General features: G+C 44.3%; 14 protein-coding genes. 13 read left to right on the top strand and 1 reads right to left on the bottom strand.

Annotated elements, in window-relative coordinates; translation table 11 throughout:
• Window positions 1-28 precede the first annotated feature (28 nt).
• The 12 genes from FWE23_07745 to FWE23_07690 all read left to right on the top strand — a co-directional run bounded on the left by FWE23_07745 (window position 29) and on the right by FWE23_07690 (window position 13,140).
• The gene (locus FWE23_07745; protein ID MCL2845324.1) at window positions 29-1,363 is read left to right on the top strand and encodes a hypothetical protein; all 1,335 of its coding nucleotides are present in this window, start codon (window positions 29-31) and stop codon (window positions 1,361-1,363) included.
• A gap of 204 nt (window positions 1,364-1,567) precedes the next feature.
• Complete coding sequence (locus FWE23_07740) at window positions 1,568-3,583, top strand: flagellar hook-length control protein FliK (protein ID MCL2845323.1); 2,016 nt, start codon at window positions 1,568-1,570, stop codon at window positions 3,581-3,583.
• Window positions 3,584-3,611: 28 nt separating this feature from the next.
• On the top strand, window positions 3,612-4,850 hold the full coding sequence (locus FWE23_07735; GenBank protein MCL2845322.1) for a flagellar hook assembly protein FlgD: 1,239 nt from the start codon (window positions 3,612-3,614) through the stop codon (window positions 4,848-4,850).
• Window positions 4,851-4,872: 22 nt separating this feature from the next.
• Window positions 4,873-5,253, top strand: coding sequence for a hypothetical protein (locus tag FWE23_07730; protein ID MCL2845321.1), 381 nt, complete (start codon window positions 4,873-4,875; stop codon window positions 5,251-5,253).
• Between the two features lie 95 nt (window positions 5,254-5,348).
• Complete coding sequence (locus FWE23_07725; GenBank protein MCL2845320.1) at window positions 5,349-7,565, top strand: flagellar hook-basal body complex protein; 2,217 nt, start codon at window positions 5,349-5,351, stop codon at window positions 7,563-7,565.
• A gap of 207 nt (window positions 7,566-7,772) precedes the next feature.
• On the top strand, window positions 7,773-7,994 hold the full coding sequence (locus FWE23_07720) for a flagellar FlbD family protein (GenBank protein ID MCL2845319.1): 222 nt from the start codon (window positions 7,773-7,775) through the stop codon (window positions 7,992-7,994).
• On the top strand, window positions 7,991-8,770 hold the full coding sequence (locus FWE23_07715) for a MotA/TolQ/ExbB proton channel family protein (GenBank protein MCL2845318.1): 780 nt from the start codon (window positions 7,991-7,993) through the stop codon (window positions 8,768-8,770). The genes FWE23_07720 and FWE23_07715 overlap by 4 nt, the downstream gene beginning before the upstream one ends.
• 8 nt (window positions 8,771-8,778) lie before the next feature.
• Window positions 8,779-9,504, top strand: a complete 726-nt coding sequence (locus FWE23_07710) for a flagellar motor protein MotB (protein MCL2845317.1) — start codon at window positions 8,779-8,781, stop codon at window positions 9,502-9,504.
• Window positions 9,505-9,587: 83 nt separating this feature from the next.
• Window positions 9,588-10,124: a flagellar basal body-associated FliL family protein gene (locus FWE23_07705; GenBank protein MCL2845316.1), complete on the top strand. Its 537-nt coding sequence runs from the start codon at window positions 9,588-9,590 to the stop codon at window positions 10,122-10,124.
• 54 nt (window positions 10,125-10,178) lie between these two features.
• Window positions 10,179-11,423, top strand: a complete 1,245-nt coding sequence (gene fliM, locus FWE23_07700; GenBank protein ID MCL2845315.1) for a flagellar motor switch protein FliM — start codon at window positions 10,179-10,181, stop codon at window positions 11,421-11,423.
• A gap of 2 nt (window positions 11,424-11,425) precedes the next feature.
• Window positions 11,426-12,421 carry a flagellar motor switch protein FliN gene (gene fliN / locus FWE23_07695; protein ID MCL2845314.1) on the top strand — a complete coding sequence of 332 codons (996 nt, stop codon included), beginning with the start codon at window positions 11,426-11,428 and terminating at the stop codon, window positions 12,419-12,421.
• Window positions 12,422-12,507: 86 nt separating this feature from the next.
• Window positions 12,508-13,140 carry a hypothetical protein gene (locus FWE23_07690; GenBank protein MCL2845313.1) on the top strand — a complete coding sequence of 211 codons (633 nt, stop codon included), beginning with the start codon at window positions 12,508-12,510 and terminating at the stop codon, window positions 13,138-13,140.
• A 61-nt stretch (window positions 13,141-13,201) separates the two neighbouring features.
• Here FWE23_07690 and gatB read toward each other — a convergent pair whose 3' ends face one another.
• A complete protein-coding gene (gene gatB, locus FWE23_07685) occupies window positions 13,202-14,626 on the bottom strand; it encodes an Asp-tRNA(Asn)/Glu-tRNA(Gln) amidotransferase subunit GatB (protein ID MCL2845312.1) in 1,425 nt (474 codons plus the stop codon).
• Window positions 14,627-14,784: 158 nt separating this feature from the next.
• Here gatB and FWE23_07680 point away from each other — a divergent pair.
• Window positions 14,785-15,025: hypothetical protein (locus FWE23_07680; protein MCL2845311.1), on the top strand; the 241-nt coding region annotated here is incomplete at its 3' end.

Below are 15,025 nucleotides of genomic sequence, written 5' to 3'. Positions count from 1 at the left end.
ATGTAAAGAATGAAAAAGGAGATAATTTATGCTCAAATCAAAAATAACGATGCTCGCAGTATTTTTTTCAATCGGAATTTGCTTTGCGGACGAAATCGAGCCTGTAATTGAAACGGAAATCATAACGGAAATAGCACCGACGGTAAACGAGCGCGGAGGTTTTCGGGAGCAATTTTCGGCAGGGCATACAATCTTAGAAATTCACTATCCCAACGACTTTCTTGAGTTTCTGCGGTTGCTTTTTATTGAAAGGAATACCTTTGCCGGAAAGGAAATTCATCTTAAAAATGATCTTGCCTTTGAGCCGGGAACATTACCGATGCATAATATTACACGCGTTGAATTTCGCGGGATATTTGAAGGAAACGGGCATTCTATAAAAGGATTGGGGCAAGTCCCTTTATTTGGCATAATAAGAAACGCAGAAATTAGAAATCTTAATGTTTCAGGGCAATTTATCCAAACAACCGTTGCACTGCGCAGTAGAAATTCTACGCTGGATAACGTTAATGTTTCTGCTAATGTGATAGGTCGAAGTGTTGGCGGATTGGTGTTTTCTGCTTCTCGAACTACGATAAAAAACAGCTCTTTTGACGGAAACATTACAGCATCGCCCGGCTCTTCATTTCCGACAGGCGGGCTTTTTTCTTCGGCAGAGCAATCTACAATATCCAATAACAGCGTATCAGGCACAATGTCCGCACACGCAAGAGCTATAAGAAGAGACGGAATCGGTATGACTACTTTCAGCAGAGTTTCTGACAACGAAGTAAACAGCGAAATAATCGAACAACTTTCTCCTTTTGTCGGACTGGAATTCGGACTTGCCGCAGGGCTGGGGGATTACGGAGTAAACACTCGGGCGTTTAATGTTTTTTTGGGCTCAGCAATAAACAGACATTTTTCCATTGCTCTCGGCTTCGGTATCCATAGAGTGCTTTCCGCAAGAACAAACGGTATATTTTATGACGAATTATCAGATGAAACTATTTTCGGAATATTTGATTCGCTTATTATGCAAGGGCGTTTTAACGAAGATATTCTTTTTAATACAACAGAGCGCCTCGTTCCGATATACGTAAGACCAATACTTCATATAGGAAGAGGCTTGATTGTACCTGTTATTGATGCCGATATTGGAATTGCTATAGCCCGAAGTTCCGAGATAGGACGTTATCCGAGCTTTTATTTTAGTCCGGCGGCAGGTTTTGAAATACTAAATTTCGGTTTTTCTTTTGGCTACAGAATGTGGACAGCCGCGTATGAGAAATTTACACTGAGACCAAACGAGGATATATTTTATACAGGCAGAGAAAAAAGGCTAAACAACGCCATTTTCTTTAAATTTGCTTATTCTTTCTGAATATAATTTATGCTTATCTTGACCCTTTTTATTATTCCGCAAGGCACTCGGCAATAATTTCCCAACTCACTCGGCAAAAAAATTCGTAATCCGTAATTCGTAATTTGTAATTCTTTTCACTGCCTCATTAAACAGACAGCTGGCATACAAATTGCATACCAATTCCAAATATAAACGCGTAAACGTTTTGGTGGAGGGAATGGTATGGTACAGCAAGCGGAAAAAAGAAATGGATTTTTTGAGTCTGTTGCAGAAAGCAGAACGGTTAGCACTCATAAAAACAGAAGAGCGGAAAACTTAGGTTCGGACGACGGCGAAAGATTTCAGCAAGCGCTTCAAACCGTTCGGGCAAGAAGAGCGAGCGCTCCCGACGCTCCGAGAGAAGAGGCGTTGCGCTTCAGAGAACGTCGTCAAGCAAACGCGGTAAATCCGCAAGCCGATGCGGAAATGAACAAGCATATAGATTTTATAACCGGCGAAGAATACGCGCTTGTACAACAATTATTGCAAGAAAACGTTTCAAATGAAACTTTTGCGCTCGTCGCTCCGCAAACAAATTTTGATGTGGAAATCGAAAACGCAAATTCGTCTTTTGCCGCTGTGAATTTGGCAGGCATAGAGGATTTGGGTTTCGATATAAGAATGGACGCCATCGAAAATATTGAAGCAATTCTGCGCACGGTCAGCGAAATGCTTAATCTTAAAATTAATACTGAATTACCTATGGTTTATCACGACGGCGAAAAAGTGCCCGAAGAAATAGTCGCGAATTTGGCGCAAGTTTTGTTTGTGTTTAAGCAAATAGCCGACGCGTTTTTGCAGTCAGGGCTTGACGGTAAAGAAGTAGGAAATAACGGTCAAATTTTCAGCCCCAAACAAGCGCTTGAAATGGGGAAATATTTACAGCAAGAATTGTTGAAACTCGAATTAAGTTTTGCGCAGTTGGGGATAAGTCAGGCTCTTGCAGAACAGGCGGTGAAAATAAATCCGAGTGTCGAAGCGGATAAAAATTTGCATTTTGCGGCGGATTTACAAAGCAGAACGCCCGCGCAACAAATTTTGCCGAAAACCATAGATAATATTTTGTTGCAACCTCAAGATTTAATAAAAACGCAGGTAAGCGAACTTAAAGCGCTCGTAGAACAGTTGAAAGATATGATGAGCGATGCCAAAACAAAAATAGAAAATGCGAACGCTTCGACAGGCTCGGCAACCGCTGAAAAAGTTGTTGTAGATGTTGCTTCGGGTTCAACCGCAACAAAAGCGCCGGTCATAGAGGCATTAAGCGAGCTTAAAAAAGAAATCGCAAAAGACAAAATGCCGAAAATTGACGAAACGACTGCTCCAACAAGCGAAAAGGCGAAAACAGATAAATCTGAAATTCAATCAGCGATTAAAACAGTGTTCAAAACAGTGTTCAAATCTGAAGTTGAGACCGAAGCAAAGGCAGAAATTAAGCCCGAAGTAGTAGCAGAAGTAAAAGCAAAAACAAAAGAAAGCGGAAAAGAAAACGGCGAAACAAAACCTGCAGTTGCAGATTTAACGCAAACTGTTGCGAAAAAACAGGCGAAAGCAGAAGCTAAGCAAGCAATGACTGCGGAAGAAGTGCTTAAAAACGAATTTGTATCTTCAATGAAAGCGGCGACTGTTCGCGCTAACGAGGGAAATATAGCTTCTCCCGTAGCGCTTGACGGAGTAATGCTTGAAACGCAAAAATTCAGCGATTCGGGCGAAATATCTACGGTTTCTCCGAGATTTGCGAAACTTTTTGATAAGGAAATTATAGAGCAAGTTCAAAGAACGCTTCTTAATGCAATTAACAAAAACGGCATTCGCCTATCTAATGGAACACACGAAATAACAATTACGCTTACCCCCGAAAAACTCGGCGAAGTTCGTCTCAGAATACAGGTTGAGGGAAACAAAGTTTCGGCGATTATGAATGTTGATAATTTGCAGGTGAAAGCGATTGTCGAGCAGAATTTGCAACAGCTCAGAGACGCGCTTGCAAAGCAGGATTTGGCGGCAGGCACGCTCGATGTAAATGTAGGCAATGACGACGCACGTGATTTGCAGGAGCGTTTGCACAACGCAAAATTGCGCGCTCAGAATGCAAAGGGATTTAACGCCGAAGAAGGCGTTATGACGGACGACGCGTTTGAATGGGGTATGGATACGGGAAGACGTTTCGGCACAAATTCATTCGAATATTTTGCCTGAAACTTAAAGAGAAATTAAAGGAGGGGATATGGTATCACAAACACTTAACTCACTTATGAGGCAAACGGAAGCGCATTCGATTACGGCTTCGATTGACCGCGACGGCGGGTCAATCAGCACCACGCGAATGACGGGCGACCGTACAAGCGGACTTTTTGCGGCGCAAGCGGGTATGGGGCAGTTGGATTTTTTAACACTGCTGACCACTCAGTTGCAGTATCAAGACCCGCTTTCTCCTATGGAAAACACGGATTTTGTGGCACAGTTAGCACAGTTTTCACAGCTCGAAAGCACGACTTCTATGCAACAATCTATGGAAGAAATGGCGCAGAGATTTGGCGAATCTATGGATTTGCAGACGTTTAACTCGCAGTCCACAACGAACGCGGCGGCAGTATCGCTTGTCGGAAAAGAAGTTCGTCTTCGCCAGAACACTTTTGAGCATAGCCGAAACGATGGTCCCAGAGAATTCAGCGCGCATATCGGCGAGCGTTCAAATGCGATTTTGACCATTGTAAACAGTGATTTGGAAGTTGTGAGAACAATAAGACTGGAAGGAAAAGACGACACAAATACGGTAAGATTTACTTGGGACGGAACAGACGACAGAGGACAGAGAGTTCCGAGCGGTACGTATAATTTGATGATTGAAGGACAACACGACGACGAGTCGCTTTATACTTTTGTAGAAGATTTTGTGACAGGTATTCGATACACAAACCAAGGAACAATGATACGAGTTTCGGGCGTGGAGCTTCCGATAGGCGATATTTTGGAAGTGAAACATCCCAGCGTGTCAAACGGTGGTTCGACGTCGTCTTCTTTAAGTATGGGACAGGCGTTGGCGCTTATCGGATTTGAAACGAGAATTCTCAGGGAAGAGACTATCGGATATGAGCCGCGTCCGAATGGTGAAGTTAAATTCCAAATAGATTTGGGAGGCGCTCCCTCAACACAGGTTATTGTTAGAGATTCTGCGGGCAGAGAAGTCCATCGTCAAACGGTATTGGCTACGCAATTAAGCTCAAACGGAGAATTTGAAATGCCGACAAGAAGCTACAGCGGTTCCGACAGATACACAATAGAAGTTTCGGGCAATGGTGCAAGACTTTTCCAAAGCGGAACCATAACAGGTATCACAAATAAAAACGGCGTGCCGATTATGGTAGTTCAAACAGCAAACGGAAGAGTAGAAGTGGATGCTACGAAAATTTTGTCATTGACTGCTCCGAAAAATCAAGAAGAAGACAGTGAAAATTCGGCTTAGGAAATAAAACAAGGAGGTATATATGGACGTAAAAAAGGTCAGCGACCAATTAGCGGGAGTGTCGCCGGACCTACTACAAACAAAAATTCAGCAATATCGCGGCACGGGATTAAATTTCGGCGATTTACTGAAAGACAAGGTAGTCCCGCAGGAATTAAAATTCTCGGCTCACGCGGAAAACAGGATTAAGAGCAGGGGAATTGAAATTTGTGAAGAATTAAAGCAAAAACTCAACCAAGCGGTAAGAGATGTTGCTTTAAAGGGCGGAAGAGACGCTCTGATATTCGGCGATAAGTCCGCATTTATCGTGAATGTCCCGAGCAGAACGGTAATCACCGCAATTGACGGTGAAAATTTTAAGGAAAACGTTTTTACTAATATTGATTCGGCTGCAATAATTTAATGTCGGACCTAAAACCTAAAACGGTTTGGAGACATACGGAAAAATGAACGACTGATTTTTTTCGTGCAGCTAAAACAAAGAAAGAAGGTATTATTATGGTTAGGTCACTTTACACAGGTGTTTCGGGTTTAAGAAACCACCAACTTATGATGGACGTAACGTCCCACAACATTGCAAACGTTAATACAACTGCGTTTAAGTCGCAGAGAATAACAATGAAAGAAGGGTTTACACAAATGCTTCGCGGAGCGCAACGACCCGTAGGAGACCACGGCGGAGTTAACCCTATGCAAGTAGGTCTCGGAATGGCGGTAGGCTCCATAGACAGCATTATGGAACAAGGCTCGCTTCAAAGCACAGGTCAAATTACCGACTTGGCTATTGAAGGACGCGGTTTTTTTGCTTTCACTAACGGACGCGGCGGCACATTTTACAGCAGAAACGGCGCATTGCAATTAAACGCACAAGGATATTTGGTATCTCCCACAAACGGAATGAACTTGCTCGGACTTACTGCAGACAGCAGCGGAGTAATACGCGGCTCAGCGCTTCCCGGTCCTATTAAAATTCCGTTTACGGACAAATTGCCCGCGCGTGCAACGGAAGAAATTACTTTTGCTTGTAATCTTAACGCAAACGGTATGGGACGCGGAAGCTGGATACACACGGCTTCGTTCTTTACTTCGCACGAACTTGATACGACGGCAGGTCGTGAAAACACTCTTTTAACAGGACTTTTTGACCATAACGGAAATTCGCTTAATATTAGGGAAAACGATGAGCTTCGTGTAGCATTTACAGATGCAACCGGTACAACTGTGGATCAAACATTCAGAGTTGTTGCTTACAATTCCACCCCTGCTCCTGACCCTACCGACGGCACAGTAGCAACGCTTGAGGATTTGAGGCGGGCGATTGAAATTGCAACGGGAGGAGCACCAGTGGTAGTAGATATTACCCCTGACGGCAGATTGGAAATAAGTGGCGTTGGCAACACAGCTGGAATTAGTGATGTGACAAACCTTGCCGTAAGAAACATTACAAGACCTACTTCGGACGGTTTTGTGGCGAACGTGTTTCAGTGGCCCGACGCTCTTGCAGGTGCTACTCACACATCTATCGGAGGTTTACTTACCGCTGCCAATGAAGATACTCCGTTGCATTTGGTGCGCGATTCAAACGGACGCGGACTTGGTTTGGAAAACGGCGACCAGATAAGGGTTAATGCAAATGTCGGTAATACTGCTTTACCTCCTTGTGCTGACGGCGGACTTATGTTTTCTGACGGCGGTATTACTGCCGGTTCCGTAGGTCCTGCAACAACAATAGGGGATTTGATGTTCTATATGCAAACACGACTTCGCTTGCCCGATTTGGTACCGACAGACAGCGGAGAAGAAGTTCGTTCTCTTCAAATTAACAACGCGGCGGACGGCGATTTGCGCGCGCCCGTCGGAAGTTTGGTAATTCGCGGACAAGTCGGTTCGGCATTTTCAATAACGGGACTTTCCATAAATGCAACTAATGCTACTCCGAACACTCCTCCGCCATCGGCATTTAACGCCAATATGAACGGAACGCAGTTTCAGGCGAACAGAGATGTAGAAGTGCATTCGACTTCCATAGAAGTATTTGACAACACGGGAGCCTCGCATACTCTTATGATGACCTTTACGCATTCGGGAATTCCCGGTGAATGGCTTTGGGAAATCACGCCTCGCGAAGGACAGCTGATTTTGAGCGGAAATCACGGACGCCTCAGTTTTGCACCCGACGGAAGCCCTGCTTCGTTGGAATTCGCCGACGGTAGCACGGATTTCAGATTTGACCCGCGCAACGATTCGGGCGAAATGGCAATAAGATTAAACGTAGGCTTTGCAGGCTCGCACTTGGGAATAACCCAGTTTGAAAGCCCGACAACAACCGCAATCGTAGCACAGGACGGCTATCCGATGGGACAACTGCTCGACATTTCCATTACGGAAACAGGCGAAATAAACGGGCTCTATTCGAGTGGTATCTCAAGAACTTTGGCGCAGATTTTGGTTGCTGAATTCCAAAACCCCGCAGGACTTTTGAGAACAGGCGACAGTATGTGGGCGGAATCGCATAACAGCGGAAACGGCGTACTTTTGAGAGCCGGCTCATCGTCAAAATCCTCGATTAAACCGGGTGCGCTCGAAATGTCGAACGTGGATTTGGCGGCGGAATTTACGGATTTGATTAAAACTCAGCGCGGTTATCAATCGAACGCGAGAATTATATCGACTTCGGATTCGCTTTTGCAAGAATTGGTGAATTTGGTAAGATAATTGACGGTGATTTGTAGGGGCGGGTTTCAAACCCGCCCTTATACACCGGTTTTGAAACAGGGCGGGTTTGAAACCCGCCCCTACATCCTGCCCCTACATTTTGGGGATATTGTTAAATTTTATATATATAAAACAAAAAAAAATCCCCCATCGATTTGCGGCAAAAATTATATTCTCACGGATTTGTTTCGCAAAAGGAGTGTTTTGGTGATAGTTTTACGGAAATTGAACGGTCAGGAATTCATACTCAACGCCGACTTAATAGAGGCTGTAGAGGCAAATCCGGACACGAAGATAAAACTCTATACAGGAAACTTTTATGTAGTGAAAAACAGCGTGGACGAAGTTGTTCAAATGGCGGTGGAATACCGAAAAAACTGTGGCGGAACGCTGAGAGTAGTCAATAAGAAAAGTGAGGAAGAACAATGAATATAGCGACAATCGTCGGAATAGTTACGATGCTTGCCTTGGTCATTATGGCTATGATGGGAACAACAGGACCTGCGGCATTAGGCGCTTTTTTCGACATTCCCTCAATTCAGATTGTGATATTGGGAACATTTGCGGGCGGGTTTGCTTCTTTTCCGTTGGCTAAAACCATTAAAATTCCGTCGGTTCTGGCGCAGGCAATCGGAGGCGAAAAAGGCGACCCCATCGGAACTATAAAAACGTTGGTGGATTTTGCGGAAAAGGCGCGTAAAGAAGGTATTTTGGCATTAGAGAGCGGCGCAAACAAAATCCCCGACGAATTCCTTAAACGCGGGCTTAACCTCGCAGTTGACGGCACCGAGGCAGGGCTTATTCGCGACATTATGAAAACCGAACTAACAGGAATAGAAGCGCGCCACGAAGACTACGTAAAACTTTTTGAATATATGTCAGGTCTTGCTCCCGCTATGGGAATGATAGGAACGTTCGTAGGTCTTGTTTTGATGCTTGGAAACCTAACCGACATCGAAAGTTTGGGTCCTAATATGGCTATTGCGATTATTACGTCTCTTTACGGCGCTATTTTGTCGAACTGCGTCTTCACCCCTTTGGCAAACGCACTTTCCGAAAAAACCAAAAAAGAAATGCTGATAAAAAACATAATGATAGAAGGAATTATGTCGATTGTCGCGGGCGATAACCCAAGAATTGTAGAACAAAAACTCGCCGCGTGTCTTGACCCCATAAACAGGACAAAGGTTATTAAACAGCGATAGGAGGGGATATGCCTGAAGAAAATATAGAAGAGCAAAAATGTCCTCCCTGTAAACAAAAAATAGCAGAATGGATGACATCGTACAGCGATTTGATGGCGCTTCTTGTGTGTTTCTTTGTTTTGCTTTTCGCGCTTTCTACCGTGGATCCGGGTAAATTCGATTTGGCGGCAAGTTCTTTTCAACAGGCGTTTAACGGTGTTATGACAAGCTTGCCGACAGTTCCGATACATCAAGAAGTAATACGTCCGCGACTTGGCGGAGACGCACAAAACAAACGCATTGCCGCCGACGCCGCAATGCGTATCAGAGAAGTTGCACAACGCGAAAACTTGCAGGATGCGGTTAAAGTTGAAGTGACCGACTCGGGAATTGCCATAAGAATATCGGACAGGGTAAGTTTTGACCCCGGAAGCGACAGATTACACGCCGACTTTTCCACAATTTTGCAAGAAATCACCAGAATAGCCAATGATATGCCCGACCGCGAAGTCCGCGTTGAGGGACATACCGATAATGTCCCCATAAGAACAGCAAGATTTCCTTCCAACTGGGAATTATCTGCCGCCAGAGCAGTAGCCGTTCTGAGATATTTATACCAAAACGGCGTTGCCCCTTCACGTCTTTCGGCAGTAGGCTACGGCGAGTTCCGTCCTGTCGCTTCTAACGCTACAGAGGCGGGAAGGCGCGAAAACAGGCGGATTGAAGTATATATAGAATATCTTGATAAACGATAATCAAAAATTAAGAAAAACATATTTTTTTATGTTTGGCACAACTTTTGAATATAAACACAAAAACCTTTTGAAGGAGTAGTAAAATGTCGGAAGAACAAGAGGAAAGAGAAAAAAAAGTTAAAGAGGCGCCCAAACCGAAGTCGGGTCCTAATATTGTTGTAGTTATAGCGGTGCTTTTGGTGGTTCAGGCGTTAGTGGCGTTTGTGCTTGTGCAATTTGCGCTTCCCAGCGGCGGCGGAGCAGGTTGGGACGAAATCAATCATCCCGAAGCTGTAAAAAAGATAAATCCTATGCACGAGGCTATAGTATTTAATATGGAAACAACCGTGAGCATTGCAGGAACGCAGGGGATGAATTTTATGAGAGTGCGGCTTGCGCTTGCTACCGATAATACCGACAGAGCGAACGCCAGAATTCAGTCGGGGCTTTTGGGAATAGAAACGCAAATTCGAAGCAAAGTGCACGATTATTTGTCCACTTTGTCATTTGAAGAAGCGACTAATCCCGGTATAAGAGACCATATTCGCTCTATGCTTTTGACTGAAATAAATTCGGTAATAGCGCCTGCAAATATCGGCAGATTATCGAACGTTTATATTGAGGAGTTTCTCGTTCAATAAAGCGGTAATACGTAGAGACAAGGCGCGCCTTGTCTAATAAACAGGGAGGACAAAATGAGTGAAATTTTATCACAAGACGAAATCGATGCGCTCTTAACGGCAGTTGCCGACGGCGGCGATATTTTGTCGGAGGCTTCTTCTGCGGGTTCCGAGGTTTCGGTGTCTCCTGTTTCTCCGAGCGCACACCTTGCTTTAGCAGGCGAAGAAAGTAATGTTTTTGCGCCATCTCCCGACAGTTTTGTTTCGTGGCTTTACGATTACAATGCCGCCGAAGACGAAGAAGATTTAAGTGAAAAAAGGCTTAACACTTATGACTTCCGCCGTCCCGATCGTGTTTCCAAAGATCAAATGCGTATTTTGGAAAACCTTTATGAGTCGTACGCCCGTCAATTTTCCAATACGCTTACAAACTACTTGCGCACACTTGTGGAAATTCGGGTTGCGTCGGTTGAGCAGTTTACTTATTCCGAATTTATTATGTCGATTTCCAATCCGAGCTGTATTCACCTTTTCAGAATGGAACCGATTGAAAATACTGCTATATTTGAGATAAACCCCTCGCTCGTTTTCCTTATCATAGACAGACTCTTCGGGGGCTTTGGAAAACCGTTTGCAACAAGCAACGAACTAACTCCGATAGTGCAGAACGTTATAAGAAATATAGTTTCGCGTGGGCTTGACGATTTGGCGAATTCGTGGGAACACATGGGGGATTTCTCGCCGAAAATCACGAATTTTGAGACAAATCCGATGTTTATTCAGATTGCGCCGCCCAACGAAACGGTTATTCTTATTACTTTTGAAGTGCAAATCTCAAAATCAATGGGTATGATGAGTATGTGTTTCCCGCACAAGATTATTGAGCGCTTGTTTACATATATGACTTCGGAAAGCTGGATTACGACGAAAGTTCAGACGACGGCTGAAACACGCAGAACTATGGAAGAGGAAATACAGGAGTTGCAAGTTCCGCTTTCTGTTCTTATAGGTCAGACAAAACTTACCGTTCGCGACCTTTTACAGCTCGAAAAAGACGACATTATTTGCCTCGACAAACAAAAAGACGAAGATTTAATCGTACAGATAGGCGGAAAAAGTAAAATGCTTGGAAAAAGCGGCGTCGTCGGTCGTAAAAAAGCGATAAGAATTACGGAAATTATAGAGCCGGAAGTGCCGGGCGTGACAAAAAGATACAGTAAATACCGAAACCCACAGCCCAACGATCACGAAAGCGATAGTGATGATGACGATGACGATGATGTAATGACAGTTGAACACGACGAAGATTTGGAGGATTGATTATGTCTGATTTTCTTTCACAAGACGATATTGACGCACTGCTCGGGCTTACAAGCGAAGACACAGCGCCAAGTATAAATAAGGGCGAAATTGCGACAAACATATTGAATATGTACATCGAACACGTAAAATCGGTGGCGAATGCAACTTTGGGTCGCACCGTAAACGTAGAAATCGAGTATGTAGATAATGCGCGAGTTTCGGCAATTACAGAAAAAGTCAGTGCAAAATATCTTTTGGCGGACGTTCCATTTTCGGGCGGATGTTCCGGAAATATGCGTTGTATAGTTTCGCAAGAAGGATGCGGAATTATGTCCGACTTTATGGTAGGCGGCGATGGTACAGCGCCTTATACCGACGATTGCAAAGATGCGATGAGTGAATTTTTCGGTCAGATTTCAGGGGCTTTCGCTACGGAATTGGGCGCAAAACTCGGTTCTTCGGTAAGTTCGGACACAGCCGCAATTATGGACAGCGTAGGCGGCGAAGTTTTGGAAGGCGATTTTACGGCTTTTTGCAACATAACCATAGAAGGCACACAAGCGCCGATTGCTTTGCTGGTGTCGCCCGATGATACGCTTGTTGAAGCGTTGGCGCCAAAAGAAGAGGCGAAACCTGCAAGTTCAGGTGGCGGCAGTTCTTCTTCTTCGGCGGCGGCACCTGCGGCTTCGTCGTTAAGCGGCGGTGTTTCCACAGGCGGCTCTGCGCCTATAAATATGTTCTCTTCCAAAGCGCCCAAAATAAACGTGGATATGCTTTTGGACGTAGAACTCGAAGTAACAATAGAGCTCGGCAAAACGAATATCGCAATTAAAAAAGTCTTGGACTTGGCGCCCGGAGCGCTTGTTGAATTAGAAAGATTTGCGGGTGAGCCCGTTGATTTGCTTGTAAATAACAAGGTTGTTGCAAAGGGCGAAGTTGTAGTTATAGACGAAAACTTTGGTGTAAGAATTATTTCTCTGGTATCACCCGAAGAACGTATAAGAAGCCTAAAGTAGAGACAAGGCATGCCTTGTCTAATAAAAAGAGGAATTAGAGATAGGAGCGCCACGCCTTGTCTCATAAAAAAAGAGAGGACAACAATATGAAAACACAAGATTTAATAATAGTCGGCGCGGTAGTAATGATACTTTCGTTTCCGCTTATGTGGCTTGTAATGCTTTTGGCGACAGGTAATGCGCGATTGGTTTTTGAAAACGATTTGGCGCGAATGATTGAAGTTTCTAATGTTGCCCGTCAGCAAAGAGGCGACGCTCGCCGCGATTCTCTTATTGTAGAACAAGCCTACTCTTTTCACGCGAATATGCAATCAATAGAGGAACTTGCCGCCGAGCGCGAAAGAATGGCTCGCGAGCAGGAAAGAATGCAGTTTCTGATTGAAGAATTGGAAGCTCAAAGAAAACAAATTACAGCCGAAAGAGAAAGAGTATCTAATGAAAGGTCGCGTTTTGAGACGGCAATAGAAAATCAGATAGAGCGTCAAAACTCAGGCGCCGCAAGACGGGTTGCCGATTTGGCGCGAATTTATCAGGCAATGCGCCCTGCCGAAGCCGCGCAAATAATGGAAACGCTTTCGGAAGATTTACGCGTGGACATTCTTTTGGCAATGACGGACGACCGTCAAAGAAGCAGAATAATCTCGGCTATGGATACCGACAACGCAAGCAGTTTAACCGAATTGATGGCGGTAAGAGCGGGAGCACAAGGCAGAAGATAATGTAGGGGCGACCGCCTCGGTCGCCCGCAAAACACCAATGTTTCATAAAAAATATTTCCGGTTATTTCACCAATTCTCCGACAATCCTGTTTATCTCTTTCGGATTTGCTTTTCCTTGGCTAGCTTTCATCGCTTGCCCTACAAAGAACGACATAAGTTTATTATCGCCGCCTTTGAAGCGTTCGACTTCCGCGGGATTGTCCGCAAATATTTTTTCCATAATTGCTTGTAATTCTCCGCTGTCGCTTACTTGCGCCAAGCCCAATTCTTCGATGAGCGCGTTAGGCTCTTTGCCTGTTTCTTGGACAGCCGCAAGGATTTTTTTTCCTGCGCTTGCCGAAATTTTGTCGCTTTGCACCAAGTTTATTATTTCTGCAAGTTTTTCGGCGCTTACATTAACTTCGCTTAATTTGCATTGTTTATCGTTCATAATTTTGCGAATGTCTGTCAAAATCCAACCGCTTGCTGCTTTTGCACTGCCGCAGAATTTTGCGACTTTTTCGTAGTAGTCGGCGATTTCGATTGTTTCCGTTAAGACGGCGATTGCGTCGTTGTCTAATGAATATTGTTCGGCAAAACGCTTTTCTTTTGCTTTCGGAAGTTCGGGCAGAGAATTTCTTTGCTCTTCTATCATTTCGTCTTCGACAACCAGCGTGCTCAAATCGGGGTTGGGGAAATAGCGGTAATCGTCCGCCGTTTCTTTGCTTCGCATTGGGATGGTTATGTTTTTGTTCGGCTCCCAAAGGAATGTCTGCTGAATAACTTTTCCGCCGTTTTCTATAAGTTCGGTTTGGCGCGCCACTTCGTAATCTATCGCTTTTTTTACGTTAGAAAAGCTGTTCATATTTTTGAGTTCGGCTTTTGTGCCGAGTTTACTTTCGCCGACGGGGCGTATTGACACGTTCGCGTCGCAACGCAGGCTTCCCTCTTCCATATTGCAGTCGCAAACGTCCAAGTATTGCAAAATCTTCTTTATTCCCGCCAAATACTGATACGCTTCTTCACTGCTTCGCATATCGGGCTCGCTTACTATTTCTATAAGCGCCGCGCTACTGCGGTTTGCGTCAAAAAGCGAGTCGATGTCTTGGTCGTGGATGAGTTTGCCCGCGTCTTCTTCGAGGTGTATTCGCGTAATTCCTATGCGTTTTTCTGCGCCGTCTGCAACAATATCCAAATATCCGTTTTCGCAAATCGGTTTTAAATACTGCGAGACCTGATAGCCGTGCGGCAAATCGGGATAAAAATAGTTTTTCCGCTCAAAAACGCTTTCTTTACGGATAGTATGATTTGTCGCAAGTCCTGCGCGAATTGCTTTTTTTACGACCTCTATGTTCAATACAGGCAATCCGCCCGGTAAGCCTAAACAACAAGGACAAGTGTGAGTGTTGGGCTCGTCGCCGAAAGATGTCTGACAGCCGCAGAAAATTTTCGTTTTGGTTTTCAACTGCGCGTGAATTTCCAATCCTATAACAGTTTCAAATTTCATTTTTTTTCTCCATTTTATGCATTTTTCAGAGAAAATACTATTTTTTCAGAAAGTTGTGGGGAATTTATGTTATATTTTATAAAAAGATACATTTGCATAATAACAAAATATTATTTTACGTGGTAAAATTGAATGATTTTGCAAGGAATTGGTGCTAAATGGCAAAAAAAGTAAATATTGTTGGAAAATCTTTGAAGAAAATTTATGCGCGATGTTCGATATGCAGTATTCAAAATATTGCATTTGTCGCTATTACCCCCCCCCCCCCCCCCCCCCCCTCCCCCTCCACCAATTTTTCCCCTTCCCGTCTCTCTCCCCTCATACCAAACGTTGCCCTCCCCGCTTTTCCATCCTTTCTCCCTCTTTTTTTTTATCTCTCTCTTCCCTTCACAAACTCAT

Source organism: Chitinivibrionia bacterium, assembly GCA_009779925.1.
In the GTDB taxonomy this organism is placed as follows: domain Bacteria; phylum Fibrobacterota; class Chitinivibrionia; order Chitinivibrionales; family Chitinivibrionaceae; genus WRFX01.
This window is presented reverse-complemented; position numbering and strand designations above follow the sequence as displayed.

What these genes read in the sequence shown, in the direction of transcription:
- FWE23_07745 (MCL2845324.1), top strand. Translation starts at nt 29, where the DNA reads ATGCTCAAATCAAAAATAACGATGCTCGCAGTATTTTTTTCAATCGGA.
- FWE23_07740 (MCL2845323.1), top strand. Translation starts at nt 1,568, where the DNA reads ATGGTACAGCAAGCGGAAAAAAGAAATGGATTTTTTGAGTCTGTTGCA.
- FWE23_07735 (MCL2845322.1), top strand. Translation starts at nt 3,612, where the DNA reads ATGGTATCACAAACACTTAACTCACTTATGAGGCAAACGGAAGCGCAT.
- FWE23_07730 (MCL2845321.1), top strand. Translation starts at nt 4,873, where the DNA reads ATGGACGTAAAAAAGGTCAGCGACCAATTAGCGGGAGTGTCGCCGGAC.
- FWE23_07725 (MCL2845320.1), top strand. Translation starts at nt 5,349, where the DNA reads ATGGTTAGGTCACTTTACACAGGTGTTTCGGGTTTAAGAAACCACCAA.
- FWE23_07715 (MCL2845318.1), top strand. Translation starts at nt 7,991, where the DNA reads ATGAATATAGCGACAATCGTCGGAATAGTTACGATGCTTGCCTTGGTC.
- FWE23_07710 (MCL2845317.1), top strand. Translation starts at nt 8,779, where the DNA reads ATGCCTGAAGAAAATATAGAAGAGCAAAAATGTCCTCCCTGTAAACAA.
- FWE23_07705 (MCL2845316.1), top strand. Translation starts at nt 9,588, where the DNA reads ATGTCGGAAGAACAAGAGGAAAGAGAAAAAAAAGTTAAAGAGGCGCCC.
- fliM (MCL2845315.1), top strand. Translation starts at nt 10,179, where the DNA reads ATGAGTGAAATTTTATCACAAGACGAAATCGATGCGCTCTTAACGGCA.
- fliN (MCL2845314.1), top strand. Translation starts at nt 11,426, where the DNA reads ATGTCTGATTTTCTTTCACAAGACGATATTGACGCACTGCTCGGGCTT.
- FWE23_07690 (MCL2845313.1), top strand. Translation starts at nt 12,508, where the DNA reads ATGAAAACACAAGATTTAATAATAGTCGGCGCGGTAGTAATGATACTT.
- gatB (MCL2845312.1), bottom strand. Translation starts at nt 14,626, where the DNA reads ATGAAATTTGAAACTGTTATAGGATTGGAAATTCACGCGCAGTTGAAA.